Source organism: Burkholderia cepacia ATCC 25416 (assembly GCF_001411495.1).
GTDB classification, from domain to species: domain Bacteria; phylum Pseudomonadota; class Gammaproteobacteria; order Burkholderiales; family Burkholderiaceae; genus Burkholderia; species Burkholderia cepacia.
Genome location: NZ_CP012982.1, coordinates 2901603 through 2925790 on the forward strand (window position 1 = coordinate 2901603; position 24188 = coordinate 2925790).

At 68.2% G+C, this 24188-nt stretch carries 21 protein-coding genes; 7 read left to right on the forward strand and 14 right to left on the reverse strand.

Annotated elements, in window-relative coordinates; translation table 11 throughout:
- Window positions 1–18: 18 nt before the first annotated feature.
- Window positions 19–939 (reverse strand): bestrophin family protein, encoded by a 921-nt coding sequence (locus tag APZ15_RS30210; protein ID WP_027791877.1) that lies wholly within the window; start codon window positions 937–939, stop codon window positions 19–21.
- A 12-nt stretch (window positions 940–951) separates the two neighbouring features.
- Entirely contained in the window at window positions 952–3276 is a 2325-nt protein-coding gene (locus APZ15_RS30215) for an FdhF/YdeP family oxidoreductase (protein WP_027791876.1), read from the reverse strand.
- A 155-nt stretch (window positions 3277–3431) separates the two neighbouring features.
- Between APZ15_RS30215 and APZ15_RS30220 the strand changes: the two genes are divergently transcribed.
- Window positions 3432–4853, forward strand: coding sequence for an aminotransferase-like domain-containing protein (locus APZ15_RS30220; protein WP_027791875.1), 1422 nt, complete (start codon window positions 3432–3434; stop codon window positions 4851–4853).
- A 52-nt stretch (window positions 4854–4905) separates the two neighbouring features.
- Here APZ15_RS30220 and APZ15_RS30225 read toward each other — a convergent pair whose 3' ends face one another.
- Complete coding sequence (locus APZ15_RS30225) at window positions 4906–6156, reverse strand: mechanosensitive ion channel family protein (protein WP_027791874.1); 1251 nt, start codon at window positions 6154–6156, stop codon at window positions 4906–4908.
- Window positions 6157–6649: 493 nt separating this feature from the next.
- Between APZ15_RS30225 and APZ15_RS30230 the strand changes: the two genes are divergently transcribed.
- The gene (locus APZ15_RS30230; protein WP_027791873.1) at window positions 6650–8368 is read left to right on the forward strand and encodes a SulP family inorganic anion transporter; all 1719 of its coding nucleotides are present in this window, start codon (window positions 6650–6652) and stop codon (window positions 8366–8368) included.
- Window positions 8369–8380: 12 nt separating this feature from the next.
- Here APZ15_RS30230 and APZ15_RS30235 read toward each other — a convergent pair whose 3' ends face one another.
- Entirely contained in the window at window positions 8381–9256 is an 876-nt protein-coding gene (locus tag APZ15_RS30235; RefSeq protein WP_027791872.1) for a LysR substrate-binding domain-containing protein, read from the reverse strand.
- A gap of 95 nt (window positions 9257–9351) precedes the next feature.
- On the opposite strand from APZ15_RS30235, the gene APZ15_RS30240 reads away from it, so the two are divergent.
- Window positions 9352–9951 (forward strand): LysE family translocator, encoded by a 600-nt coding sequence (locus APZ15_RS30240; protein WP_027791871.1) that lies wholly within the window; start codon window positions 9352–9354, stop codon window positions 9949–9951.
- A 36-nt stretch (window positions 9952–9987) separates the two neighbouring features.
- Here APZ15_RS30240 and APZ15_RS30245 read toward each other — a convergent pair whose 3' ends face one another.
- From APZ15_RS30245 to APZ15_RS30265, 5 genes are all read right to left on the reverse strand, one after another.
- Window positions 9988–11442, reverse strand: coding sequence for a DHA2 family efflux MFS transporter permease subunit (locus tag APZ15_RS30245; protein WP_027791870.1), 1455 nt, complete (start codon window positions 11440–11442; stop codon window positions 9988–9990).
- Window positions 11439–12002: an isochorismatase family protein gene (locus tag APZ15_RS30250; RefSeq protein WP_027791869.1), complete on the reverse strand. Its 564-nt coding sequence runs from the start codon at window positions 12000–12002 to the stop codon at window positions 11439–11441. The genes APZ15_RS30245 and APZ15_RS30250 overlap by 4 nt, the downstream gene beginning before the upstream one ends.
- A 68-nt stretch (window positions 12003–12070) precedes the next feature.
- Window positions 12071–12526: a MarR family winged helix-turn-helix transcriptional regulator gene (locus APZ15_RS30255; protein WP_027791868.1), complete on the reverse strand. Its 456-nt coding sequence runs from the start codon at window positions 12524–12526 to the stop codon at window positions 12071–12073.
- Between the two features lie 73 nt (window positions 12527–12599).
- Window positions 12600–12833, reverse strand: a complete 234-nt coding sequence (locus APZ15_RS30260; protein WP_027791867.1) for a DUF7661 family protein — start codon at window positions 12831–12833, stop codon at window positions 12600–12602.
- Window positions 12834–12874: 41 nt separating this feature from the next.
- Window positions 12875–13957: a serine hydrolase gene (locus APZ15_RS30265; protein ID WP_027791866.1), complete on the reverse strand. Its 1083-nt coding sequence runs from the start codon at window positions 13955–13957 to the stop codon at window positions 12875–12877.
- Between the two features lie 230 nt (window positions 13958–14187).
- Here APZ15_RS30265 and APZ15_RS30270 point away from each other — a divergent pair, with 230 nt between their 5' ends.
- Window positions 14188–15177 (forward strand): hypothetical protein, encoded by a 990-nt coding sequence (locus APZ15_RS30270; RefSeq protein WP_049098211.1) that lies wholly within the window; start codon window positions 14188–14190, stop codon window positions 15175–15177.
- Here APZ15_RS30270 and APZ15_RS30275 read toward each other — a convergent pair.
- Complete coding sequence (locus tag APZ15_RS30275) at window positions 15174–15452, reverse strand: hypothetical protein (protein ID WP_027791865.1); 279 nt, start codon at window positions 15450–15452, stop codon at window positions 15174–15176. The genes APZ15_RS30270 and APZ15_RS30275 overlap by 4 nt on opposite strands.
- A gap of 51 nt (window positions 15453–15503) precedes the next feature.
- On the opposite strand from APZ15_RS30275, the gene APZ15_RS30280 reads away from it, so the two are divergent.
- Together APZ15_RS30280 and APZ15_RS30285 are read left to right on the forward strand one after the other, a co-directional pair.
- Window positions 15504–16379 (forward strand): LysR family transcriptional regulator, encoded by an 876-nt coding sequence (locus tag APZ15_RS30280; protein ID WP_027791864.1) that lies wholly within the window; start codon window positions 15504–15506, stop codon window positions 16377–16379.
- Between the two features lie 74 nt (window positions 16380–16453).
- Window positions 16454–16738, forward strand: coding sequence for a transcriptional regulator (locus APZ15_RS30285; protein ID WP_027791863.1), 285 nt, complete (start codon window positions 16454–16456; stop codon window positions 16736–16738).
- Window positions 16739–16808: 70 nt separating this feature from the next.
- Here APZ15_RS30285 and APZ15_RS30290 read toward each other — a convergent pair whose 3' ends face one another.
- From APZ15_RS30290 to APZ15_RS30305, 4 genes are all read right to left on the reverse strand, one after another.
- Complete coding sequence (locus APZ15_RS30290; protein WP_027791862.1) at window positions 16809–17552, reverse strand: transporter; 744 nt, start codon at window positions 17550–17552, stop codon at window positions 16809–16811.
- A 79-nt stretch (window positions 17553–17631) separates the two neighbouring features.
- Window positions 17632–20397, reverse strand: coding sequence for a magnesium-translocating P-type ATPase (mgtA, locus tag APZ15_RS30295; RefSeq protein ID WP_080982110.1), 2766 nt, complete (start codon window positions 20395–20397; stop codon window positions 17632–17634).
- A gap of 47 nt (window positions 20398–20444) precedes the next feature.
- Entirely contained in the window at window positions 20445–20762 is a 318-nt protein-coding gene (locus APZ15_RS30300) for a hypothetical protein (RefSeq protein WP_057056484.1), read from the reverse strand.
- 343 nt (window positions 20763–21105) lie between these two features.
- Window positions 21106–22767, reverse strand: coding sequence for a S8 family peptidase (locus APZ15_RS30305; protein ID WP_027791860.1), 1662 nt, complete (start codon window positions 22765–22767; stop codon window positions 21106–21108).
- Window positions 22768–23188: 421 nt separating this feature from the next.
- Here APZ15_RS30305 and APZ15_RS30310 point away from each other — a divergent pair, with 421 nt between their 5' ends.
- Window positions 23189–24085, forward strand: a complete 897-nt coding sequence (locus APZ15_RS30310; protein WP_049098212.1) for a glutamate/aspartate ABC transporter substrate-binding protein — start codon at window positions 23189–23191, stop codon at window positions 24083–24085.
- Window positions 24086–24188: the final 103 nt, after the last annotated feature.

Sequence of the window (24188 nt, forward strand, 5' to 3'; positions counted from 1 at the left end):
CGAGCGGCGGCCCGCGCGTCAACTGAGGCGATAGGCCTTGCCGGGCGTCACTTCCGCCGGTAGCGGCTCGCGGTTCAGTTCGAGCAGCGTGCGCTCGATCGTCCGCGTCATGGCATCGAGCGCGAGATGGTTCGGCCCGTCGCCGAACGGTTCGGCGATCGCATGGGCGATCGCGTCGAGCGCGATCAGCGTATAGGCGACGAACACGGTGACGAACGGCGTTGCCGCGCCGATCGAATCGACGAGGCCGAACGGCAGCAGCACGCAGTACGCATAGATGGTCCGGTGCAGCAGCACGTCATACGAGAACGGGATCGGCGTCGACGCGATGCGCTCGCAGCCGCTCACCATCGCGACGAGATCGTCGAGGCGTGCGTCGAGCATCCACAGTCGCGTATCGGCGAGGCGCCCGGCGTCGGCGCGCGCGGCGAATGCTTCGCGCAGTTCGTGAACGATCGCGACCGGCGCATACCGGGCGGCGGCGATACGCGTACAGGCGGCGCCGTCGAGCAGCGTGCGCAGGTCGGCCGCCGGATCGGTGCCGCGCAGCTGATGCTTCAGCGCATAGACGAACGCGACGACCTTGCGCACGAACGCCTGCCGTGACGCGTCGTCATCGTCGATCGCGCCGTAGCAGAGCGCCTGCGATACCAGCGTGCGCGTGGCGGTCAGCACGCCGCCCCACAGCTGACGGCCCTCGCGGTAGCGTTCGTAGCTCGCATTGTTGCGAAACCCCGCGAAGATCGCGAGCGTGAGGCCGATCAGCGTGAACGGCGTCGGGTTCAGCGGCACCTTCTCGCCGAGCACGCGGCCGCCGCCCCACACCGCGACGACGCTGATCGCGAGCGTCAGCACGAGTTGCGGCAGGATGGTCGGCAGCACCGATCCGTTCCAGACGAGCAGCATCCGCAGCCAGTGCTCGCGCGGACGAACGATCATCGCCGTGCTCCGTCAGGCGGCGATCGATGCCGGCGCGGCCGCGCGATGCAGCAGCACGGGTACCGACTTCGACGTCGGCGTGTTGCACACGTCGCCGACGCTGTCGAGCGGCACCAGCGGGTTGGTTTCCGGGTAGTACGCGCCGATGCAGCCGCGCGGGATGTCGTACTCGACGAGCAGGAAGCCGTCCGCGCGCCGCTCGATGCCGTCGTGCCACACGGTTTCCATGTCGACCCATTCGCCGGCCTTCAGGCCGAGCATCGCGAGATCGTCGCGGTTGGCGAACACCACGCGGCGCTGGCCGAACACGCCGCGATAGCGGTCGTCGAGCCCGTAGACGGTCGTGTTGTACTGGTCGTGCGAGCGCGTCGTCATCAGCGTCATCAGGCGTTCGCCGTGCAGCGCGCGGGCGCGCTGGATCGGCGTGTCGGCGGGCAGCGGGTGCGCGATGAAGTTCGCCTTGCCCGTCGGCGTGAGCCATTCGCGGTCGCGCGACGCGACGCGCAGGTGGAAGCCGCCCGGCCGCGCGATGCGCGTGTTGTAGTCGTAGAAGCCGTCGAGGGTGGCCTCGATCGCGTCGCGGATCTTCGCGTAATCGTCCTTGTAGGCGAGCCAGTCGACCTTGCCGCTGCCGAACAGCGCATGACCGATGTGCGCGACGATCGCGGGCTCCGACATCAGGTTCGGCGAGGCCGGCTTGTTCATCCCGTACGACACGTGGACCATGCTCATCGAATCCTCGACCGTCACGCCTTGCGCGACGTTGTCCTGCAGGTCGATCTCGGTGCGGCCGAGCGTCGGCAGGATCAGCGCGTCGCGGCCGTGGATCAGGTGGCTGCGGTTCAGCTTCGTCGTGATGTGCACGGAAAGATCGCAGCGGCGCATGCCTTCCCACGTGCGCGGCGTGTCGGGCGTCGCCATCGCGAAGTTGCCGCCGAGGCCGATCAGCACCTTCACGTGGCCTTCGAGCATGCCTTCGATCGTCTCGACGACGTCGTAGCCGTGGTGGCGCGGCGGTTCGAAATCGAACACGTGGCCGAGCCGGTCGAGGAACGCCTGCGACGGCTTTTCCTCGATCCCGACCGTGCGGTTGCCCTGCACGTTCGAGTGGCCGCGCACCGGGCACAGGCCGGCGCCGGGACGGCCGATGTTGCCGCGCATCAGCATCAGGTTCGTCAGCATCTGCACGGTCGCGACCGAATGCTTGTGCTGCGTGATGCCCATCCCCCACGTCGCGATCACGCGTTCGCTGCGCGCGTAGAGCTGCCCGAGGCTGTCGATCTGTTCGTACGGCACGCCGCTTTCGGCGGTCAGCGCGGACCAGCTTTCGTTGCGAAGATCGTCGGCAAACGCGTCGAATCCGGCCGTGTGCTCGCCGATGAACGCGGTGTCGAGCACGCGCGGCGTACCGGCGGCGCGCGCGGCGTCGTCGAGTTCGAGCACGCGCTTCGCGATCCCCTTGATCAGCGCGAAATCGCCGCCGATCGTCGGCTGGATGAACGTCGATGCGATCTTCGTGCCCGACATCGTCAGCATCTCGATCGGGCTTTGCGGATCGGCGAAGCGTTCGAGGCCGCGCTCCTTGAGCGGGTTGATCGACACGATCGTCGCGCCGCGCTTCGCGCATTCGCGCAGCTCGCCCATCATCCGCGGGTGGTTGGTGGCCGGGTTCTGGCCGAAGATCAGCAGCGTGTCGGCGTGCTCGAAATCGTCGAGCGTGACGGTGCCCTTGCCGACGCCGACCGACGGCGGCAGCCCGCGGCTCGTCGCCTCGTGGCACATGTTCGAGCAGTCGGGGAAGTTGTTCGTGCCGTACAGCCGCACGAGCAGCTGGTACAGGAACGCCGCTTCGTTGCTCGCGCGCCCGGACGTGTAGAACGCGGCCTGGTTCGGATCGGGCAGCGCGCGCAGGTGGCGCGCGATCAGCTCGAACGCGTCGTCCCATGCGATCGGCACGTAGCGGTCGGTCTGCGCGTCGTACACCATCGGGTCGGTGAGCCGGCCGTGCTGCTCGAGTTCGAAGTCCGTCTGTTCGAGCAGCTCGGTGACCGTGTGCGCGGCGAAGAATTCGGGCGTCACGCGCTTGCTGGTCGCTTCGGCGGCCACGGCCTTCACGCCGTTTTCGCAGAATTCGAACGTCGATGCGTGCTGGCGGTCGGGCCATGCGCAGCCGGGGCAGTCGAAGCCGTCCGGCTGGTTCTGGCGCAGCAGCGTGCGGTAGTTGCCGCCGGTGACCTTTTCCTTGATCAGGTTGATCGTGACGGCCTTCAGCGCCCCCCAGCCGGCGGCCGGGTGGGTGTACGGTTCGATGCGCGCGGTAGCGGATTTCTTTTTCATGATGCAACGGGTGTCGGGGTCGATGGCCGCAGAGTACGCGCGGGCCTTGTTCGGCTGTGTGTACACCTCTTCGCTTCAAAAAAGAGTACAGTTTCGGCCATTCAGGCAGTGCGGATCGCAACTGTGTTGTTGAAGGGAAGTTGAAAGGGAGGCGCGTGAAGCGTTACGAACAACTGGCCGACGATCTCCAGGCGCAGATCGAGCGTGGCGTATACCGGCCCGGCGAGCGGATTCCGTCGGTGCGGCAGGCGAGCCGGCAGCAGCAGCTCAGCGTCACGACCGTGCTGCGCGCGTACCTCGTGCTGGAAAGCCGCGGCCTGATCGAGAGCCGGCCGCAATCGGGCTACTTCGTCCGTGCGCGCGCGTCGGCGCCCGCCGAGGCCGAGCTGCACATGTCGGCGCCGACCGCGGAACCGTCGGCCGTGGACGTGAGCCGGCTCGTGCTGTCGACGCTGCGTTCGATCGCGCGCGACGACGCGGTGCCGCTCGGCTCGCCGTATCCCGATGCGTCGCAGTTTCCGGTGCAGCGTCTCGCGCGCTATGCGCAGACGATCGGCCGCCGCCGCACCCGCTGGGGCGTGATCGACGATCTGCCGCCCGGCAACCAGGAGCTGATCCGCCAGATCGCGCGGCGCTACGCGGAGCGCGGGATCGCGGTCGAACCCGGCGAGATCGTGGTGACGATCGGCGCGACCGAGGCGATCAACCTGTGCCTGCAGGCCGTCGCGCGGCCGGGCGACACGATCGCGGTGGAGTCGCCGACGTTCTACGCGATGCTGCACGCGATCGAGCGGATGGGCATGCGTGCGCTGGAAGTCGCGACGCACCCGGGTGACGGCATCGATCTCGACGCGCTCGAGCGAATCCTCGAACGCGAGCGCATCGCCGCGTGCATGGTGATGCCGAATTTCCAGAATCCGCTCGGCTTCCAGATGCCCAACGCGCGCAAGCGCGCGCTCGTCGAGCTGCTGGCGAAGCACGACGTGCCGGCGATCGAGAGCGATGTCTATCACGAGCTGCACTTCGGCGACACGACACCGAGCGCACTGAAGTCGTTCGACCGCGACGGGCTCGTGCTGCATTGCGCGTCGTTCACGAAGAGCCTGTCGCCGCGCTACCGGATCGGCTGGGCGATGCCGGGCCGCTACCGCGACCAGGTCGAGAAGCTGAAATTCCTGAACACGCTCGCGACGCCCGCGATCGAGCAGCTCGCGATCGCCGAGTACCTGAAGCACGACGGCTACGACTTTCACCTGCGGCGCATGCGCAAGCTGTATGCGCAGCAGGCGAGCCTGATGAGCGCGATGGTGCGGCGCTTCTTTCCGGAGGGCACGCGGCTGTCGCAGCCGCAGGGCGGGTATGTGCTGTGGGTCGAGCTGCCGAAGCAGGTCGACGCGATGAAGCTGTATGCGCTGGCCCTCGCGGAGCGGATCACGGTCGGGCCCGGGCACATGTTCTCGGCCGGCACCGATTACCGGCATTTCATCCGGCTCAACTACAGCTATCCGTGGTCGCGGCAGATCGAGGATGCGCTGAAGGTGCTCGGGCGGCTCGCGTCGGAGTGCGCGGCGCGGTGAGTGCCGCCATGCCCGGCGGCAGGCGGCCGATGGCCGGCCGCCGTGTCGCGCGTCATCCCGCGTGCGGCGCCTGCAGCCCGGCTTGCCCGGCTTGCACGACGCCGGCCATCTGCCGCATGTCGAAGCCCGACGGGTGCTGGTACACGCGCAGCCCGAATTCCGGCAGCACCGCGATCAGGTGATCGAACAGGTCGGACTGGATGGCTTCATAGTCGACCCAGGTCGTCGTGTCGGTGAAGCAGTACAGTTCGAGCGGAATGCCTTCGGCCGTGAGCGGCAGTTGCCGCGCCATGCAGGTCATGTCGCGGCGGATGCGCGGATGGCCCTTCAGGTAGTTCGCGACATACGCGCGGAACGTGCCGAGATTCGTCAGCTGGCGGCGGTTCGCCGGGCAGTCGCCGGCTGCGCCGAGCGTGCCGTTCCATTGCTCGATCGCGTCGACCTTGTCCTCGAGATAGTCCTTCAGCAGCGTCAGGCGTTCGAGCCGTTCGATCTCGTCGTTCGAAAGAAAACGCACGCTCGTCGCGTCGACGAACAGCGCGCGCTTGATGCGGCGCCCGCCTGCCTCGGTCATCCCGCGCCAGTTCTGGTAGCTCTCGGTGATCAGTTTCCACGTGGGCACCGTGATGATCGTGTGATCGAAGTTCGCGACCTTGACGGTATTCAGCGTGATGTCGATGACCGTGCCGTCCGCGCCGGCCGACGGCATCGTGATCCAGTCGCCGATCCGCAGCATGTCGTTCGACGACAGCTGCACGCCCGCGACGAGGCCGAGCAGCGTGTCCTTGAAGATCAGCATCAGCACCGCCGACATCGCACCGATGCCGGACAGCAGCAGGCCGATCTGCTTGCCGGTTGCGTCGCCGATCACGACGAGCGCGGCCGTGATGAACATCACGAGCTTGACGAGCTGCATCGCGCCTTTCAGCGACAGGCGCGGCTGGTCGCGCTGGTACGTGCGATGCGCGTGTTCGAGCGCCGAAAGCGTCGCGCTCACGGTCATCGTCACGAGGAACACGATCAGCGCGAACAGCACCTTGTCGGCGACCTGCGCGGCCGTATCGGGAATGCCGGGCACCGCGCCGAGCCCGAGCTTGATCACGACGAACGGGACGATGCGGTTCAGCCACTTGAATGCGCCGAACTCGAACAGCGCGTCGTCGACGCGCGTGGCGGAAAGCCGCGCGAGCCGCGCGACCACGCGGAACAGCAGGAAATGGACGACGGCGGTGATCGCGCCGGCGGCGGCGAGCAGGATGAGGATGCCGACGAGCGGCGCAAACCAGGATTCGTTCAGGGTCATAGGGGCAAACAGGGGCCTTCTCGTGCGTTGAATCGGCGCCGCGACGCGGCGCGCGCCCGGTGAAGGGCGCATGAAAGGGACCGTGATTGTGCCATCGGGTTCCGGGCACGTCGCCGTGAACGCGCGACGCGCGGCTCCCGGATCGGCTCACCATTGCGCAGGTCTCCTCTGCAATCGGGTGAGGGCGGATGACGAAAGCGGGTCACCGCAAGCCGGTGCGCGCGCGGCGTGCCGGATGTGCCGCCGGTTCGTCCGGAATCGGCGCGACGCCGCTGCGGCGGGCCTGCGCGCTTCAATGCGCGTGCACGGCGATCCATGCAATCATGCGGGCGTCGCAGGGTTGTCGGCGTGCCGTTCGCCGTTGCGCGCGGGCCATCCGTCGACGGTGAGCGACACGTGCCGCCTTCGCGCACTTGCCATGCGATGCCTGCCGGGGGCACGATGCGCGAACGACTTCGCGAACCACGCCACCCCGTATTCACGCACTTCACGCATGCAAGATTCCAACGAAAGCCGCCCGTCAGGCGTGCGGCTGCTGAAAGGCATCCTCCCGATCCGCCGTGGCGGGGCCGTCCGCGACATTCTCGCGGGCATTTCGCTCGCGTCGATGGACATCCCGCAGGTGCTCGGCTACGCGCGCATCGCCGGCATGCCGGCCGTCACGGGCCTCTACACGGTGTGCCTGCCGCTCGTCGCGTTCGCGATCTTCGGCGCGTCGCGGCATCTGGTGGTGGCCGCCGATTCCGCGACCGCGACGATCTTCGCGAGCCGGCTGTCGTCGATGGCGCCGGCCGGCAGCGCCGAATACGCGGCGCTGGCCGGCATGGTCGCGCTGCTGACCGCCGCGATGCTGCTGCTCGCGCGCATCTTCAAGCTCGGTTTTCTCGCCGATTTCCTGTCGCGCACGGTGCTGGTCGGCTTTCTCGCCGGCGTCGGCGTGCAGGTGTCGATCGCGATGCTCGGCGACATGCTCGGGCTGGCCGTACCGCACCCGGCGTCGCGCAGCCTGGCGCAGCTCGACTACGTCGTCACGCATCTCGTCCACACGAACCGGCCGACGTTCGCGCTCGCGGCGCTCGTCGTCGTCGCGATTCTCGCCGGCAAGCGGTTCCTGCCGCGCGTGCCGATGCCGATGATCGCGGTCGCGGGCAGCATCGCGGCGAGCGGCACGTTCGGATTCGCCGCGCACGGCATCGCGGTGCTCGGGCCGGTCGCGGGCGGGCTGCCGCCGCTGCGCTGGCCGTCCGTCACGTGGCAGCAGTTCCTCGATCTCGTGCCGGTCGCCGCGTCGTGTTTCGTGATGATCATTGCGCAGAGCGCGGCCGCCGCGCGCGTGTTCGCGCAGCAGTATCGCGAGGACGTCGATACCAATGCCGACATCCTCGGCCTCGCGGCCGCGAACGCCGCGGCGGCGGTGGGCGGCGCGTTTGTCGTCAACGGCAGCCCGACGCAGACGGCGATGGCCGACGGCGCGGGCGTGCGCAGCCAGATCGGGCATCTCGCGTTTGCGGCCGTGGTGGCGGTGGTCCTGCTGTTCTTCAGCACGACGCTGCAGTATCTGCCGCATGCGGTGCTGGCCGGCATCGTGTTCACGATCGCGCTCGGGTTGATCAACGTGCGCAGCCTCGCCGCGATCCGCAGGGAAAGCCCCGGCGAGTTCACGCTTGCGCTGGTCACGGCCGTGGCCGTCGTGACGGTCGGCGTCGAGCACGGCATCCTGCTGGCCGTCGCGCTGTCGCTGATGCGGCACGTGCGCCACAGCTACCAGCCGCACACGATGGTGCTCGAACCGGTCGAAGGGAACGGCAGGTGGCAGCCGGTGCCCACGCGGCGGGGCGCGATGACGGCGCCGGGGCTGATCGTCTACCGGTTCGGCTCCGACCTGTTTTTCGCGAACGATCACCTGTTCGCCGCCGAAGTGACCGAGCTCGTCGATGCGGCGCCGGTGCCGGCGCGCTGGTTCGTCATCGATGCGGGGGCGGTCACCGACATCGATTATTCGGCCGCGCGCACGCTGACCGATCTCGTCAGGATGCTGCACGCGCGCGGGATCGGCGTGCTGTTCGGGCGTGTCAACCGCTACCTGCGCGCGGACATGGATCGTCACCGGATCACGGAGATCGTCGGCGCGTCGTGCATCTTCCCGACGCTGCACCAGGCGCTCGAGGCCGCCGGCACGACGCCGGCGCCGCAGGAGCCGGGCACCGTGTAGCGTCGGCCCGCGCTAGGCGGCCGCGCGCAGGCGCGCGAAGCCGTTGCGCAGGTGGCGGGCGAGTTCCGTCGCGGCCGGCGTGTGCTGGCCGCGCGGCAGATGAAGGTTGATCGCGAAGTTCGGCAGCGCGGGCAGGCCGCTGCCGGCCGGCAGGATGTCGAGGTCGGCCGGCACGGTCGACGCGAGCCACGCGGTGACGGCGAGGTCGGAGCGCACGGTCGCGGTGGTGGCGTCGATGCTGCCGTTCTCGAACACGGTGCGCCACGCGCGATCGCAGCCGCGCAGCGCGTCGAGCACCGTCGGGCGGAACGCGCAGGTCGGCGCGACCATCGATACGGGCAGCGGCGTGTTCCGGTACGCGGTGCCGCCTTTCGCACCGACCCAGACCAGGCGGTCGACGGCGATGCACTCGCCGCGTGACGGCCCGACCGGCGCCTCGATCAGCGCGACGTCGAGTTCGCCCTGCGCGAGCCCCCGGTGCAGCTCCGGCGACGCCTCACACACGAGCGTGAGCGCGACCTGCGGATGCGCCTGCGCATAGCCCTTCAGGATCGGCGCGAGACAGGTGCCGACGAGATCCTGCGGCGCGCCGAGGCGCACGGTGCCGTCGACCGCGCCGGCCGTCATGTCGGCCAGCAGCGCATCGTGCACGGCGAGCAGCCGGCGTGCCTGCCCGAGCAGCCGCTCGCCGTCCGCCGTGAGCAGCAGGTTGCGGTGCTCGCGGACGAACAGCGGGCCGGACAGCGTTTCGAGCCGCGCAACCTGCTGGCTGATCGCGCCTTGCGTCAGGTGCAGCGCGCGGCTGGCCGCCGTCATGCTGCGATGATCGGCGACCGTGACGAAGGCGCGCAGCAGCGCGATGTCGAGATGACGTGCCATGCGGCGCATTATGAACGCTAATGACAGGCATAAAAAGCTTTCGCTGTCGTAATGGCGGGATCGCGCGTAAAACAGGGCTTCGACGACGCCAACCGGGAGCTTCCGTGCCGTTCCGAGACTACCTGCCGCTGATGCTGTTCGTGATCGTGTCCACCGTGACGCCGGGCGGCGCGACGACGCTCGCCACTGCGTCGGGCGCGCATTTCGGCTATCGGCGTTCGCTGCCGATGATGGCCGGCATCGCGGCCGGCCTGGCGTCGATGGCCGCGGCGGCCGCGGCCGGGCTCGGCGGCGTGCTGCTTGCGCTGCCCGCGTTGCAACTCGTGATGAAGGCGGTCGGTTCGGTGTACCTCGTGTGGCTGGCCGTGCGCATCGGGCGCGGCGGCAAGCCGCGGCTGGATGCCGAGGTGCACCGGCCGCAGGGTTTCATCAGCGGCGTCTGGATGCTCTGGCACAACCCGAAAGGCTGGGCGATGACACTCGGCGCGGCCGCGTCGTTCGCCGCGCTCGCGTCCGGCCCGGCCCGGCTCGGCATATTGCTCGGGCTGGCGTTCGGCGTGGCCGCGATGGCGTCGCTGTCGCTCTGGTGTTTCGCCGGGCTGCTGTTCGCGCGGGTGTTGCGCACGGAGCGGCAGTGGCACTGCCTGAATGCGGCGCTCGGCGTGCTGCTCGTGATCTCGATCGTGCCGATGTGGCTGCCGTAGCGGGTCGGCCGCACGTGTCGTGCGGCCGACCGAAGGTCAGCGCGAACCGGCGCGCGCGGTGCCGGCCGGCTGCCCGCCCGCACCGGCCGACCACAACGGCAGGCGCAGCGTCGTGACGACGCTTGCCGCGTGCAGCACGCAAAGCAGGCCGAACGCCCACGCATACGCGTTTGCCGGCGTGCCGCCGCCCGCCGCCGATTCGACCTGCAGCCGCCATGCGAGGAACAGCGTGCACACGGTGGTGAACGTCGGGCCGCCGAGACGCTGCACGATATTGAGCGAGGTCGTCGCCATCGGCAGGTTGCGGCGCTCGACCGACGCATACGCGGCGGCGATCGACGGCGCGCCGATCGCGCTCTGGCCCATGCCGCGCAGGAACAGCGCCGGCACGAGCAGGTAAGGGTCGTAGCCGGTCAGCGCGAGGAACACGAACGGCAGCGTCGCGAGGAGTGCGAGCAACGCGCCGGCCGAGGCCAGCCGGCGCACGCCGAACCGGCTCGTCAGTGCGCCCATCGACGGATACGTGACGAGCATGCCGAGGCCCATCGGCGCGAGCAGCCAGCCCATTTCGCCGGGCGTGCGCCCGCACGCCTGGATCAGGAACACAGGAATCAGCATCTGGCCCGCGAACAGCGCGCCGTTCGACAGGAACTGCGTCGACGCGGCCGCGCCGAACACCTTGCCGCGAAACAGCGCAAGGTCGATCAGCGCATCGTCGCCGTTGCGCGTCTCGACCCGCAGGAACGCGGCGAGCAACAGCGCCGACACGACGATCGCCGCGATGCCGGGCGCTTCGTTGATCCGCTCGATGCCGTACAGGAACAGCACGAGCCCCGGCGACAGCAGCGCGAGGCCGACCCAGTCGAGCGTGCGCCGTTGCGCGTCGTCGCGGTCGGCGGGCAGGAACCGCGCGGCCAGCGCGAGCGCCAGCACGCCGACGGGCAGGTTCACGAGAAACAGCCAGCGCCACGACGCGTGTTGCAGGATCGCGCCGGCCACGACCGGGCCGAGGATCGGCGCGAGCAGCACGGGCACGGCCGCATAGCCGATCACGCGCGCCATCTGCTGGCCGGCGACACGCGCGATCATCATCTGCGCCATCGGCGCGAGCAGCCCGCCGCTGACCCCTTGCAGCACGCGGAAGGCGATCAGCGACGGCGCGGACCATGCGAGCCCGCACAGGGCCGACGTGAGCGTGAACGCCGAGAAGCACCACAGATACAGCGCCTTTGCGCCGATCCGGTCGACGAGCCAGCCGTTCAGCGGCAGCACCAGCGTCAGCGCGAGCAGGTAGCCGCTCGTCACCCACTGGATCGTCGCGAGGCTCGCGTGCAGGTCGGTCGCGAGGCTCGACAGCGACACGTTGACGATCGTCGCGTCGAGCTGCGACAGCAGCGAGCCGAGCGTGGCGACCGCGCCGACCTTCCAGATCGACGGATCGAGCCGGCCGGCCGCGCGGCCCGGCGCCGGCTGCGCGCGCCCGCCGCTCACGCGCCGCGCCGGTCGAGCAGCGCGACGATGTCCTGCGTCGTGCCCGTCTCGCCGAGGCGCGGGAACAGGCGCTCGACGCTGTTCGCATGCGCGTCCGCGTTGAGGTCGGTCATCGCGTCGATGGCGAGCGTGACGTTGTAGCCGAGTTCGTGCGCCTGCCGTGCGGTCGACTCGACGCCGATGCTCGTCGCGACGCCGGCCAGCACGATCTGCGTGACGCCGGCCGCCTTCAGGTGCGCGTCGAGGCCGGTGCCGGTAAACGCGCCCCAGGTCTTTTTCGTCACGACGTGGTCGCCGGGCTGGCGGTTCAGTTCGGGGACGAGCTCGGTCCAGTCGGGGGGCAGCGCACCGGTGCGCGCCTGCTGCTGCGTGCGGCCCGGCGCAACGCCGGCGACGTTGACGAGCACCACCGGCAGGCCGCGGCTGCGGAATGCGTCGAGCAGCGCGCGGCTGTGTGCGACCACCGGCTCGACCGGGTGCGCGGTGGGGAGGGCGACGATGCCTTTCTGCAGGTCGATGACGACGAGTGCCGTGTTCGTGTCGAGACGGGTTGCGCTCATGATGGGGGCTCCGTGGAAGGGACGAGAAAAGCCGTGCGCGCGAATGCTGCGGGGCGCGCGGGCCGGGTTCACTGCTCGCCGATGCGGCGGATCAGCGGGATCGCGGCGGCGAGCGTGTCGATGTCTGCGGGGTCGAGCTGCTCGATCGCGGCGCCGAGCCACTTGTGTTTGGCGGCGTTGCGCTTGAGCCGTGCGTCGAGGCCGGCCGCGGTCAGCCGGAACAGGATCTGGCGGCCGTCGGTCGGATGCGGTTCGCGCTCGACGAGACCGTCTTCCTCGAGGCTCGCGAGAATCGCCTTCATCGATTGAGGCTTCATCGCTTCGGCGCGCGCGAGATCGGCGGTCGTCATCGGCCCGTGCCGCTGGAGTCGCGCGAGCGCGCTCGTCTGGGACATGCCGAGCCCGTCGGATTCGATCTCGGAGCGGAGCCGGCGGACCAGCTGGCCGACCGCGAGGGTCAGGTCGGCAGCGACGATATCGGCGGAAACGCCGGATTTGCGTGGAGGGTTCATGCGGCGGATCATAGAACACGACAGCTAAACTTGCAAGTTTAGCTGTCGAATTGACCGCCGGTTCGAGGTACGGCCGGGTGTGCGGTTACGCGCGGCGGAGCGGGACCGGTACGACCTCGTTGTATCTCGGGGTCGCGCTCTCGTGCAGCAGGTCGCCGAGGTATTGCGCGAGTTCGTCGGCGGCGAGCGCGGACGGAATGTGCAGGTTGGCCGCGCGTCGCTTGCCTTCGGTGCCGAGATCGAACACGGCCCAGCGGTCGTCCTTGCGCACGACGGCGAGTAGACGGCCAAATGCGTTGAAGCGGTATTCGTCCTGCATGGCTGCGCTCCCGTAGGTGAATGCGCCGGCCGCCCGCGCGCTCACTGGATCGAGCAGGACAGCCAGCGATGGATCTTGATGGCATCGCTCGAGACACCCGCACGCGTCGGTGCGCCGAGCAGCACGACCGTTTCGCGGCGGCCCTTCACACGCATGCGCATCACGACGCCGTGCCCCGACTCGTTGATGAAGCCGGTTTTCTGCAGCCGGATCGGCAGGCGGCGGTAGCGGACGAGCGGGTCGGAATTCACGTACACCAGCTCGCCGTCGCCCGGGCGCACGGTGGTGGACGTATCCGTCGAGAAATAGCGGATCAGCGGGTCCTGCGCCGCCGCGCCGACGAGCTTCGCGAGATCCTCGGCCGTCGACACGTTGTGCGGCGACAGGCCGGTCGGCTCGCGGAAGTGCGTATGGCGCATGCCGAGCCGGCGCGCTTCGCGATTCATCGCGTTGACGAACGCGGTGCGCCCGCCCGGATAGTCGCGGCTCAGCGCGGCGGCCGCGCGGTTTTCCGACGACATCAGCGCGATATGGAACATCTCGCGGCGCGACAGTTCCGAACCCACCTGCAGGCGCGAGCCGGTGAACTTGATCGTGTCGCGGTCGCGCGCGGTGACGCGCAGCACGCCGTTCAGCGGACGGTCGGCGTCGCGCGCGACGACGGCCGTCATCAGCTTCGAGATCGACGCGATCGGCCGCACCGAACGTGCGTTGCGCGCCAGCAGCGACGTGCCGGAGTCGACGTCGAGCACGTAGGCCGCACGCGAATGCAGGGCATTGACCGCGCGCGGGGTGTAGCCGCAGCTTGCCATCAGGCGCGGTTTCGCGGCAGTCGGGCGCGGGCGGACGGTGGTCGTGCGCTTCGCGCGGCGATGCGGGGCCGGGGCGGCGTGACGCTTGATCGTCTGATGCCTCGCACTCGGGCGACGATGCTTGACCGCCTTGTGCTTGCGGTGGGGTTTCTTCTTGACGGCTTTCTTGTGCGGATGCGCGTGGGCCTGCGCGGTGCGATGCGGCTGCGCGCGCTGCGCGGACGCGTTCGCGGCGAACGCGAGCAGCAGGAACGAGAGAGCGAGGATCAGCGTGGTCCGGGCGCGAGGCACGCGCGCGATGAGGCCGGTCAAGCGAAAGTCTCCTTTCCACGCGCGAGGTGGCGGCGCGGAATGCATGGGCGGTCAGCGGGTGCGGGAAATTATAAGGTCGATCGCGGGAGGATGACGATAGCAGCCGGCCGTCGGCGCGCTGTTTTGCCGGCTGCCGTTGCGGTGTGCCGCGTTTTGCGTCGATATGTCGCGCCGGCGTGACAAACGATGGTACGGCCGGCAAGATGGCGAGCCCATCGTCAGGAGAACCCATGTCCCGCCAACCGCACGCGCTGCCCGTGCTGCTGCTTGCATCGATCGGCAGCCTGTCCGCGACAGGTGAACTGGTTGCCTTCAACGTCGGCGCGGACGATGCGTTGTACACGGCATTTGCACTGGAATCGCTCGACGACCGGACACGCTCCGACGGCGCTTCGTTCGCGATCACGACACCGTCGGCTGCGCGGCGCTATCGCTTGATTGCGTGGCGGGACGGCGAAAAGCTGCTCGATCTCGTCGTCGACAACGAACCGTTCGATATTCACGAGATCCAGCCGGTGGGAGACGATCTGCTGCTGGTTTGCTGTCGATCCTGCTATCGCGGGCCGGACGACTTCGACCTGAACGGCCGCCTCTATCGGCGCGACGGCACGCGTTGCGGAGAAATACTGCTGGGCGACGGCATCCAGTCCGTGCAGGTCACGGGCACGGGAGAAATCTGGACGTCCTATTTCGACGAAGGTGTCTTCGGCAATCTCGGCTGGGGGGCGCCGGTCGGGGCGTCCGGACTGGTCGCCTGGAGCCGGCGCGGCGAGCTGCTTCATGCGTTCTCGCCGCCCGAGGGGCTGGGCCCGATCGACGATTGTTATGCGCTCAACGTTCAAGGTGACCACGATGTCTGGCTGTATTACTACAGCGAATTCGCGCTCGTCCACTTGCGCGACCGGCAGCCTGTCGCGTCATGGCGTATTCCGGTCAAGGGCAGTCACGCGTTCGCGGTGATGGACGACCAAGCGCAACCCGGCGGGTTCGTGGCGCTGTTGTGCGGGGCATACGGCGATCGCGACGTGTTGCAGCTCGTGCGTCCGGGCACCGATGGCCAGGTACGGGTGGTACGCGCGTATCGCATGCTGAATGGTGATTCGGCGCCTGTGGGTGTGGCACGCGCGGTCGGCCGTGGTCGTGCGCTGTACGTTGTCGGCACGGACGGCAACGTGTATCGGATCGACATGGCGGGGCTTTGCGCGGCCGGTACCGCTTAACGCGGCCAGTTCCGCCGCGACACGACCGCGAAACTGATCGCGATCGACCCCGTTACCACGCGCGGCGGCGGGTCGTCGAGCGCATCGCCGAAGCGAAAACGGCGGCTGCGTCCGTCGCTGCGTTCGGCACGACGTTTCGGCGCACGTGTATCGGCCGCGGCGGTGCGTTCGTTCGCGACGGCTATATCGCACGGCTGGTCGGCCACGCAGTCGGCGGCATGATCGAGGGGCATGACAGTCGGTTCCGGGAAGGGCATGCCCGTATTGAACGTCATTGCATTCGATCGGTAAAATGAATGTTTCAATCGTTACGATTCCTTTTAAGAATGGAATTGAAACTGCTGCGTACGTTCCTGACCGTCACCGAGCTGTGCCATTTCAGCCGTGCGGCCGATGCGCTGCACATGAGCCAGCCGGCACTGAGCAAGCAGATCGGCGCGCTGGAGGCGAGCCTCGGCGGCAAGCTGTTCGAGCGCGGGCGGCACGGCGCGGAGCTGACGCCGTTCGGTGAGCGTTTCCTGCCCGACGCGCAGGCGCTCGTGCGCGATGCCGACGAGATCCTCGCGCGCGCACGGGAGGCGACCAGCGGGCAGCGCGGGCATCTGCGGCTCGGCATTTGCCTGTCGGTGCTGACGATCGTGCCGAAGCGGGTCGCGGAGTTTCGTCGCCGCAATCCGGGCATTGCGGTCACGTTGAGCGACCTGTCGTCGTCCGAGCAGACACGCCGGCTGCGCGCGGGCAAGCTCGATGCCGGGTTTCTGCGCCTGCCGGCCGACGAAGGCTTGTCGTCGTTCAAGGTGGTCGATGAGGGGCTCGCGCTGGCGGTGCCGCCGCATCTCGGCTTCAAGCGCGTGCCGGCCGATCTCGACGTGCTCAACGAGATCGGCTTCATCGCGCTGCAGCGTGCGCGGGGCCCGGGGCTCGCCGCGCAGATCGATCGATGGTGCGTCGAGCGCCGCTTCGTGCCGCACGTGACACAGCAGGCCGAGGACGTGCAGTCGGTGCTGACGTCGGTCGCGGCCGGTGTCGGCGTCGCGTTCATTCCGTCGCGCGCGCAGTACCTGCTGCGCGATGCGACAGTGCTGCCGCTCGATGGCCGGGACGCAAAGTGGCGCGTCGGGCTGGCGTGGCGGTCGGATCGCGACGATCCCGTGACCACGCGCTTCGTGTCGTTCATGCGCGCCGCGATCAAGGACGCCTGACGGGCGAAGCGATATAGTCTCCGCAATCGGCGCTGAATGCGCGAACGAATACCTGTCTGCTACGGACCGAACCGATGACCTCAGAATCCGACGAATCCCCGCTCGATCCCGCACTCGTCGCGACGCTCGCAACGCTGAACGACGCCGCGAGCGATCCGGCCGGCAAGACCTGGTCGTTGCCGAAGATCGCGAAACGCACGCAACTGCCGATGAGCACGCTGCGCCGCGTGCTGACGCAGCTCGACGCCGCGGGCCTGAGTACGACGACGCTGAACGAAGACGGCACCGGCAGCGCCGCGCTGACCGACGAAGGGCGCGCCGTGTGCGCGCAACTGTTCGGCGCGAACGACACGCAATGAAAAACGGGCCGCTGGAAGCGGCCCGTCGTCTGGCGGTTCGGTATGCGGTTCGATGCCGCACACCTGCGTGTCACCACCGCACCGTGACGCCGCCCATCACCGAATGATCGTAGGTCTGGTCGTTCAGCCCGCGCCGATAGCCGATGTCGAGATCGAGCCACGGCTTCGGCGAATAGATCGCGCCCGCGATCGCGAATGCGGGATTCGCGCCGGCACCGCGCTCCGTGTTGCGCGACGTGCCGATGTCGGCCACGATCTGCAGCTTGTCGGTCGCCTTGTAGATCGCCGCGCCCGACACGGCCCAGATCGACGTCAGGTCGCCCTGGCGATTCGGCTGGTACGTCATGCCCGCATTCGCGAGGAACGAAAACCGCGCGACGTCGAGCTGTGCGAGCAGCGTTGCGCCGGCACCCGCGCGGCCGGTGCCGAGCCCGCGCCGGTCGTTGCCGGTCGGCGTCGTCAGTTTCGGCTTCAGCGCGATCGACAGCGGGCCGCGTTCGACGAACCGCCATTTCATGCCGATCTCGACATCGCCGAGCCCGGCGCCATGTTCGTCGGAGCGTGCCTGCAGATGCGTGTAAGGCACGTTCACGTAGAGATCGACGCGTTCGCCGAACCCGCGCGTGAGCGTCGCGTTCCACAGCTGGTGGCGGCCGTTTTCTTCCTGTTTCGAGGTTTCCTCGGCGTTGAACTCGAACTGCCGGTTCGCGTTGCCCTGCGTGCCCGTGTCGTCGCTGACGAGCGGATGGGTGGCGAGGGCATCGAACGGCGCGAGGAGGGCGCTCGCGGCTGCGAGCGGAAGCATTCTCTTCATTGCATCACCTGTGTCGTGCATGGCGGGCCGGCCGGCCCACGGCGAAGCGCGTGGGCCGGCCGGCTTCAGGCCGGGACCATCAGAACCACTGCTTGTAGCGGCGCACGTAGATCGTCTTGACGATCTGCGCGAGCAGGATATAGCCGACCATCGTCGCGGCGAGCCACAGCCAGAAGGTGCCCGGCAGGTGCATGAAGCCGAGCGACTCCGCGAACGGCGAGAACGGCAGCCAGCAGCCGATCGCGATCGCGGTGAACGTTGACAGCAGCACCGGCAGCGCGGCCGTGCTCTGCAGGAACGGGATCTTCTGCGTGCGCAGCAGGTGCACGACGAGCGTCTGCGACACGAGGCTCTCGATGAACCAGCCCGAGTTCATCACGATCTGGCCGCCCGCGCCGCCGTTCAGGTGATACATCGCACCCGCGCCGAATACCGTCCACATCAGGATGTACGTCGTGATGTCGAACACCGACGACGTCGGCCCGACCCACAGCATGAAGCGGCTGATGTTGCCGGCTTCCCACTTGCGCGGCTTCTTCAGGAACTCGGGGTCCATCTTGTCCCACGGCAGCAGCATCTGCGACGTGTCGTAGATCAGGTTCAGCACGAGCAGCTGCGTCGCGAGCATCGGCTCCCACGGCAGGAACGCGCTCGCGACGAGCACCGAGAACACGTTGCCGAAGTTCGAGCTCGCGGTCATGTTCAGGTACTTCAGGATGTTGCCGAACGTCTCGCGGCCCTTGATCACGCCTTCCTCGAGCACCATCAGGCTCTTTTCGAGCAGGATGATGTCGGCGGTTTCCTTCGCGATGTCGGCGCCGCTGTCGACCGAGATGCCGACGTCGGCGTCGCGCAGCGCGGGGGCGTCGTTGATGCCGTCGCCGAGGAAGCCGACCGTGTGGCCGTTCGCCTGCAGCGCCTTGACGATGCGTGCCTTCTGCAGCGGCGTCAGTTTCGCGAACACGGTCGTGCGTTCGACGACCTGCGCGAGCGTCGCGTCGTCGAGCGCTTCGATCTCCGTGCCGAGGATCGGCTTGCCGGGTTCGAGGCCGACCTGGCGGCACACCTTCATCGTGACGATCGGGTTGTCGCCCGTCAGCACCTTCACGGCGACACCGTTTTCGCGCAGCGCGGCGAGCGCCGGCGCGGCCGATTCCTTCGGCGGGTCGAGGAAGGTCAGGAAGCCGCGCACGACGAGGTCGTGTTCGTCGGCGGTGCGGTACTGCTGGCGCTCGTCGCCGCGCGGGATCGTGCGCGTCGCGAGCACGAGCACGCGGAAGCCGTCCTCGTTGTACGCGCTCGCCTGTTCGAGCAGCCGCTTGCGCGCGACGAAGTCGAGCGGACGCACGCCGTCTTCATCCTGCACGTGCGTGGAGACGGCCAGCATCTCCTCGACCGCGCCCTTGCAGATCAGCAGGTGCGTGCCGCGCGTATCCTCGACGACGACCGACAGGCGGCGCCGTACGAAGTCGAACGGCAGTTCGTCGATCTTCTTGTAGCCCTGCGGCTTCACGCGCTCGCCGATCTCGTCGGCACGTGCGACGACCGCGATGTCGATCAGGTTCTTCTGCCCGCTCTGGTGGAAGCTGTTCAGCCAGCCGAGCCGCAGGATGTCCTCGTTCTTGTGGCCCGACAGGTCGAGGTGATGCTCGAGGATGATCTTGTCCTGCGTGAGCGTGCCGGTCTTGTCGGTGCACAGCACGTCCATCGCGCCGAAGTTCTGCACCGAATTCAGGCGTTTCACGACGACCTTGCGGCGCGCCATCGCGACCGCGCCGCGCGCGAGGTTCGCGCTGACGATCATCGGCAGCATCTCGGGCGTGAGGCCCACGGCCACCGCGAGCGCGAACGTGAGCGCGCTCAGCCAGTCGCCCTTGGTCAGCCCGTTGATCATGAACACGATCGGCACCATCACGAACATGAACTTGATCAGCAGCCAGCTCACGCTCGCGACGCCGCGGTCGAAGCTCGTCTCGATGCGCTTGTGGCTCACGACGTTGCGCGCGAGCGAGCCGAAGTAGGTGTCCTCGCCGGTCGCGACGACGACGGCCGTCGCCGTGCCGCTGACGACGTTGGTGCCCATGAAGCAGACGTTCTCGAGATCGAGCAACGATGCCGACGTATCGGTCGCCGCACCGGCCGCGCGCGTGCCGGCGGATTTGCCCGCGACCGCGCCGAGCGTGTCGTACTTCTCGACCGGCAGCGCTTCGCCGGTCAGCACGGCCTGGCTGATGAACAGGTCGCGCGACGCGAGCAGGCGCACGTCCGCCGGGATCATGTCGCCGGCCGACAGGTGCACGATGTCGCCGGTCACGACTTCGCGCATCGGCACCTCGCGGCGGGACGGCTCGGACGTGTCGGTCACCGCGCGCTGCACGGTCGCGGTCGTGCGGACCATCGCCTTCAGCTTCTCGGCCGCGCGCAGCGAGCGGAATTCCTGCACGAAGCGCAGCAGCGCGCTGATCGTGACCATCGTCAGCAGGATCGTCATGCCGACGTAGTCGCGATCGTCGGGTGCGGCGAAGTAGACGTCGGTGAAGAAGCTGATGGCGGCCAGCACCAGCAGCACGTAGACGAACGGGTTGTGGAACGAGAGCAGCAGCTGGCGGGTCCAGTGCGGCGGCTTGTCGTGCGCGATTTCGTTCGGGCCGTCGTGCTGCAGGCGGCCGGCGGCCTGGTCGTAGGTGAGGCCGCGCGTGCTGGTGTTCAGCGACTTCAGCGTGTCTTCGAGCGGACGGGCCGCTTCCTGCGCGGCGCGCATGATGCGCGGTTCGTTCTGCGGGCCGGCGCCGGCCTTGATGAAGCCGCGTTGTTTCTTGTGCGAGGTGTTGTGTCGTGTTGTCATGAGTCGCTCCTTGCGCACGAGGCGGCGGGCGGGGAGCGACCGTGACGTTATCGACGCACGAGCGCTCCCCGCCGCGTCGCGTCAGGCGCGATCGGCTGTGGATCGGTGATGGCGGGAACGCTCGCCGGCGCGTGCGGTGCGGCCGGAGGGGCGATGCGCGGCGTCGCACCGGCGAGCGGTAATCGACTACTGTCGTCCGAGTTCATCTGCACTCCTGTCGGTTGCGGGTAATCGGCACGGGCGATCGAAGGCGACGCGCGCACGAAGGCGCGCGGCCGGACGGCACGCGAACGGAAGGCGCACGCGGCTGACGCCGCGCGCAACACGCACGCGCGCGACGGCGCGGCGCGTGCGTTCGACAACATCGAAAATTCGGCGGGAGATCTGGCCGGTCAGGCCGGAAGGGCGCCGCATCCTGCTTCCCGGGATGCGGCAGAAGACGAGGCTCTGCGCGTTTTCCTCAGGCAGCAGTCAAGTTGGTCAGGCACCAACTACAACTCGCATCGGTGTTCACAGAACACTCCATGTAATTAGACGGGAGCGATGGTAATGGGTCGCTGTGCGAAGCGTCAACCCTTTTGTCGGTCGTTATTTCGGGAAACATGATCGGGGTGATGTGTGCGTGGCGCAGCCCCGGATTGCCGCGAATGAAACGGCCGCGCGCATGCGTGATCGGCATGCGCGCGGCCGCGTGGAAGCAGGGGCGGGTTACTGGCCGGCTGCCGCGATGGCGGCCCCTGCGTCGACAATGCCCGAGCCTGCCGGCATCGCGGTGCACGACGTGCCGGCCGCGAGCTTGGTCGTGCGCGCGCCGCCTTGCAGCTTCTGCTGGATCTGCGCGGGCGTGAGGGTGCCGTTCACCGACAACATCAGCGCGGCGACGCCCGACACCTGCGGCGTCGCAAGGCTGGTGCCGTTCGCGAGGCCGTAGGTGTCCGAGCCCGGCGTCGTGGTGCCGGTGTTCGACGTCGACAGGATGTTGACGCCCGGCGCGCTCAGCGAGACATCGGCGCCGAAGTTGCTGAACGACGCACGGCGGCCGGTCGCATCGGTGGCGCCGACGCTGATCACGCCGCGGCAGTTCGCAGGCTGGTCGAGCCCGGTCGACAAGCCGTCGTTGCCGGCTGCGACGACGACGGTCACACCCTTCGCGGTCACGTCGTCGATGGCCTGCTGGAACGTCGTGCTGCACGCGCCGACACCGCCGAGGCTCAGGTTGATGACCTTCGCGGGGCGCGGGTTCGTCGGCACGCCGTTCACCGGGATGCCGGCTGCCCAGCGCATCCCGTCGGCGATGTCGCTCGTCACGCCGCCGCACTTGCCGAGCACGCGTACCGGCAGGATCTGGCTGAGCCACGACACGCCGGCGATGCCGGTGCCGTTGTTGGCGGTCGCGCCGATCACGCCCATCACGCGCGTGCCGTGCCAGCTGCTGTCGCTCGGCTGGCTCGCGCAGTGATAGTACGGGCCGTTTGCGTTGTCGAGTTCCTGTTGCGTGACCCAGTCGCCCGGATCGGTTGCGTCAGGGGTGCGCGTCAGGCCGTTGTTGCTGGTGTTGACGTTGCTGATGAAGCTGTAGCCGGACAGCAGGTTGCCCATGAGGTCGGCATGCGGCCGGTAGCCGGTGTCGAGCACGGCCGTGACGACGGTCGGCGATCCCTTGGTCACGTTCCAGGCGGGCGGCAGGTCGATGCCGGCGGTCGGGTCGGACAGGTACCACTGCTGGTTGTAGAGCGGATCGCTCGGCGTGTCGCGGATCTGCATCGGGTGATCCGGTTCCGCGTAGTCGACGTCCGAATCGGCGGCGAATGCCTGCGCGAGCGCGGCTGCGTCGGTGGCGGCCATGCGCTGGCCGAGCGACAGCACGGCCGCGCCGTTCGAGATCGTCCGTTCGACCTGCACGTTCACCGGGGCTTGCCCGACCGTGCTCGCATAGGCACGTGCACTGCCGGCGACCGGTGCCGTCCAGCGCGTCATCGAGCGCTGGATGACCGCGTCGAGCCGCGTCCCGTTGTCGATGGCCGCCATCGCGCGCGTGGCCGTCAGCGTCTTCAGCTTGACGATCAGGTGATCGATCGGCGCTTCTGCCGGCGCGGCCTGCGCCGCCATCTGCACGGCGGCCTGCTGCGTCGCGCATGCATTGTTGCCGGCCGAGGCGGGCGGGGTCGTCGGAGTGCCGGGAGCGGGCGTCGGGGCGGGGGCAGGTGCCGGTGCCGGTGCCGCGTTGGAAGAAGACGGGTTGCTGCCGTCGCCGCCGCCTCCGCCGCCGCAACCGGCGAGGGGCAGGAGGGCGGCGGCGGACAGCATGCCGGCGAGCATGCGCGCATGTGCGGAGCGCGCCAGCGCAAGATTGAAACGCTTGGTTCTCATGTTGAAACTCGATCCTCGTAGATAACCGTCGTGCCGGCGGTGGCGCTGGTCCGGCTGACCCGGACCTTGTCGTTTTTGTCTGGCGGCCGCGGCAAGCTTGCTGCGACGCGCCATGCACTGGGTAACGGCTGGCGCGGCGGCTTCTTGAGTGCGTTTCACGAGAAAAACCGGGGCTGGCGCAAACGATTACGTTGCTGCGCCGCAGCACGAACACGTGTTTGGAACGTATGGCACAGAAGGCGGGGTGAGCCCGCGTGCGGCCGGTCGGGCGAAATGTGCGGCGGGGGCCGGTTTGCGCGGCACGGCAAACGTCTTTCAATGCACGGCCACGGTGGAAGGTTGCTTACGCTTTCCCTGATGCGACGCGAATTTTGTCGGGCGTAGGATCGCGATTCGATCAACGTTTCGTCAGGAGAAAAGCATGGATCGCCGCTTATGCTGGCTGGCCGTCGCGCTGTCCTGTGCGCTGGCGGGTACCGCGCACGCGCAGGCCCTCACCGGCACGCTGAAGAAGATCAAGGACACGGGCGTCGTGTCGCTCGGCATTCGCGAATCGTCGGTGCCGTTCTCGTATTCGGACAACCAGCAGAAGAACATCGGCTACTCGCGCGACATCGCATCGCGCATCGTCGACCAGCTGAAGACGGAATTGAACCTGCCGAACCTCTCGGTGAAGGAGATCCCGATCACGTCGCAGAACCGGATTCCGCTGCTGCAGAACGGGACGATCGATTTCGAATGCGGATCGACGACGAACACGCTCGAACGGCAGAAGCAGGCCGCGTTCTCGAACAGCATCTTTCTTTATGGCATCCGCTTCAGCACGCGCAAGGATTCGGGCGTGAAGGATTTCGCGGACCTGGCCGGCAAGACGGTCGCGACGACGGCCGGCACGTCGGACGAGCGCCTGCTGCGCAAGCTCAACGAAGAGAAGGCGATGAACATGACGATCATCAGCGCCAAGGATCACGCCGAAGCGTTCATGAACGTCACGACCGGGCGCGCGGTGGCGTTCGTGATGGACGAGCCGTTGCTGTACGGCGAGATCGCGAAGGACCGCAACCCGGGCGCGTATACGGTGACGGGCACGCCGCTGGTTCACGAGAATTACGCGTGCATGATGCGCAGGGACGATCCGGCGTTCAAGCGCGTGGTCGACGGCGTGATTGCGAAGATGCAGACGTCGGGCGCGGCCGAGAAGCTCTACGACCAATGGTTCACGCAGCCGATCCCGCCGAAGGGCGTGAGCCTCAACTATCCGCTGTCGGCGGAGATGAAGCAGCTGTTCAGGAATCCGACGGATCAGGCGCAGTATTGACCGGATGCGGTGCTGATCGACATTCGGTAATGCAAAACCGCCGGTGCGTGCCGGCGGTTGCGGTGTGGAAGGCAAGTGGCTGGAACAGCATCAGGTCTTGATC

Coding starts and splice junctions, on each gene's coding strand:
- APZ15_RS30210 (WP_027791877.1), bottom strand. CDS start 939: ATGATCGTTCGTCCGCGCGAGCACTGGCTGCGGATGCTGCTCGTCTGG.
- APZ15_RS30215 (WP_027791876.1), bottom strand. CDS start 3,276: ATGAAAAAGAAATCCGCTACCGCGCGCATCGAACCGTACACCCACCCG.
- APZ15_RS30225 (WP_027791874.1), bottom strand. CDS start 6,156: ATGACCCTGAACGAATCCTGGTTTGCGCCGCTCGTCGGCATCCTCATC.
- APZ15_RS30230 (WP_027791873.1), top strand. CDS start 6,650: ATGCAAGATTCCAACGAAAGCCGCCCGTCAGGCGTGCGGCTGCTGAAA.
- APZ15_RS30235 (WP_027791872.1), bottom strand. CDS start 9,256: ATGCGCCGCATGGCACGTCATCTCGACATCGCGCTGCTGCGCGCCTTC.
- APZ15_RS30250 (WP_027791869.1), bottom strand. CDS start 12,002: ATGAGCGCAACCCGTCTCGACACGAACACGGCACTCGTCGTCATCGAC.
- APZ15_RS30255 (WP_027791868.1), bottom strand. CDS start 12,526: ATGATCCGCCGCATGAACCCTCCACGCAAATCCGGCGTTTCCGCCGAT.
- APZ15_RS30260 (WP_027791867.1), bottom strand. CDS start 12,833: ATGCAGGACGAATACCGCTTCAACGCATTTGGCCGTCTACTCGCCGTC.
- APZ15_RS30270 (WP_049098211.1), top strand. CDS start 14,188: ATGTCCCGCCAACCGCACGCGCTGCCCGTGCTGCTGCTTGCATCGATC.
- APZ15_RS30275 (WP_027791865.1), bottom strand. CDS start 15,452: ATGACGTTCAATACGGGCATGCCCTTCCCGGAACCGACTGTCATGCCC.
- APZ15_RS30280 (WP_027791864.1), top strand. CDS start 15,504: ATGGAATTGAAACTGCTGCGTACGTTCCTGACCGTCACCGAGCTGTGC.
- APZ15_RS30285 (WP_027791863.1), top strand. CDS start 16,454: ATGACCTCAGAATCCGACGAATCCCCGCTCGATCCCGCACTCGTCGCG.
- APZ15_RS30290 (WP_027791862.1), bottom strand. CDS start 17,552: ATGAAGAGAATGCTTCCGCTCGCAGCCGCGAGCGCCCTCCTCGCGCCG.
- mgtA (WP_080982110.1), bottom strand. CDS start 20,397: ATGACAACACGACACAACACCTCGCACAAGAAACAACGCGGCTTCATC.
- APZ15_RS30300 (WP_057056484.1), bottom strand. CDS start 20,762: ATGTTGTCGAACGCACGCGCCGCGCCGTCGCGCGCGTGCGTGTTGCGC.
- APZ15_RS30305 (WP_027791860.1), bottom strand. CDS start 22,767: ATGAGAACCAAGCGTTTCAATCTTGCGCTGGCGCGCTCCGCACATGCG.
- APZ15_RS30310 (WP_049098212.1), top strand. CDS start 23,189: ATGGATCGCCGCTTATGCTGGCTGGCCGTCGCGCTGTCCTGTGCGCTG.